Here is a 1689-nt window from a genome sequence, read left to right on the forward strand (position 1 = left end):
TGTCTTGTCCTAGAAAAAGTTGACACAGTATAAATCAACTTAAAAATAATAAATATGGACAAAGACAAAATGGATTTAGCGTTGAGCATAGCTCGCAGTTATTATCAGTATCATGTACCAGTTAGAGAAATTATGGCAAAAATGTCAATTAGCAGTACTTCAGTTTACAGAATTCTTGGTAACTTTGCAACCAATAATCCACAAATCGTAGAAGAAATGAAGCAAAATGCAACACCAGAAAGTCTCTCACAGGAGAACATTGAATTGAAGAAACGCTTGGCAGCTATGGAGCAAGAACTCCATGAGGCAAAGATGGCAGCTGCCGCCTATAACAAGATGATTGATATCGCAGAACGTCTTTATAAGATTCCTGTGCGAAAAAAATCTGGTCCCAAACAGTAAAGGAACTTCGTGCAGAGGACAAAAACTATAGTGTTTCTGGCCTCTGTAAACTGTTTGGGTTTACTCGTCAAGCGTATTATCAGCACGAAGACAATATGCTTGCAGCCTTGGCAGAGGAATCGTTTGTAATAGAGTATGTTAAGTCTATTAGAAAGCAAGATCCAGGTATCGGCGGCCGTAAACTCTGGCTGATGTATTGCAAGGAGTTTGGAGAAGAGAACGCCATGGGACATTGCCGTTTCGAGGACATAATATCAAGGTACAAGTTGGGAGTGCGTTCTTCCAACCGAAAACCTCGTACAACGGACTCTCGTCATGGGTTACCCACATACCCCAACAAGATAAAAGAACTGATACCATCATCACCCAATGAAGTTTGGGTGAGCGACATTACATATCAGAAGATTTGGGATGATGCCGAACAAGGTACTTATCATTTCTGCTACATTTCTTTGATTACGGATTATTACACAAAAGAAATCATTGGCTATTCTGTCGGTGAATCACTCTCCACCAGGTTCCCTTTGAAAGCCCTAAACATGGCCTTAATGCGCATGGAAAGTTATAAGGATATTATTACACCAATCCATCATTCCGATAGAGGTGTACAATATGCTAGTAACGAATACATCAAATTACTAAGAGAATACGGTATCATACCTAGCATGACAGAATGTGGCAATCCGAAGGATAATGCTGTAGCAGAGCGTGTCAATAACACGTTGAAGAACGAGTTATTCATGGGGCTTTCTTTTACTTCTTTACAGGAAGTAGAAGAGGCTTTAGAAAGGGCTGTACACTTTTACAATGAGTTACGCCCTCATGGAAGTATCGGGATGCTAACACCAAAGGAAGCTGCGAAACAAAAGGGAAGTTTAAAGAAAAATTGGACAAGTTATAGGGAAAAGTACATAAAATCCTTGTCAGTTCAGGAAAAATGATTAATTTTGCAGCAAAATTGTAAAAACCGCGATCCACCCCTAGGGGTGGGTCCTTTGTCTACTTCTATTAGGAACTAGAATGAAGTATGTAAATACTAACTAGGAATAAGATAGAAGATTGACAAGTAGAATTAGGAATAGAGAAAATAATTGTCAACTTACAATAGGAATAAGAAACTATGTAGTCAACTAAATATAGGAAACTACACCCCCTCCAGAAGTTCCTACCATGCTCACCAAGCGGTCCCTCGGGGATCACGTGATGGGGAATCGATGAACATGAGACGAGCAACCGTTGCTCACGAGGCGGGCAACAAGTGCCCAAACTAAGAGCCCAAATTTGGGC

Annotated in this window: 2 protein-coding genes; both read left to right on the forward strand. The window is 40.3% G+C overall.

Features of this window, described 5'->3' with window-relative positions; genetic code table 11:
* Positions 1–54: 54 nt before the first annotated feature.
* Positions 55–402, forward strand: coding sequence for a hypothetical protein (locus DW917_RS17045; RefSeq protein ID WP_147344092.1), 348 nt, complete (start codon positions 55–57; stop codon positions 400–402).
* A complete protein-coding gene (locus DW917_RS00010; protein ID WP_118115306.1) occupies positions 384–1343 on the forward strand; it encodes an IS3 family transposase in 960 nt (319 codons plus the stop codon). The genes DW917_RS17045 and DW917_RS00010 overlap by 19 nt, the downstream gene beginning before the upstream one ends.
* Positions 1344–1689: the final 346 nt, after the last annotated feature.

It is taken from the genome of Prevotella sp. AM42-24 (genome assembly GCF_003461825.1).
In the GTDB taxonomy this organism is placed as follows: Bacteria; Bacteroidota; Bacteroidia; order Bacteroidales; family Bacteroidaceae; genus Prevotella; species Prevotella hominis.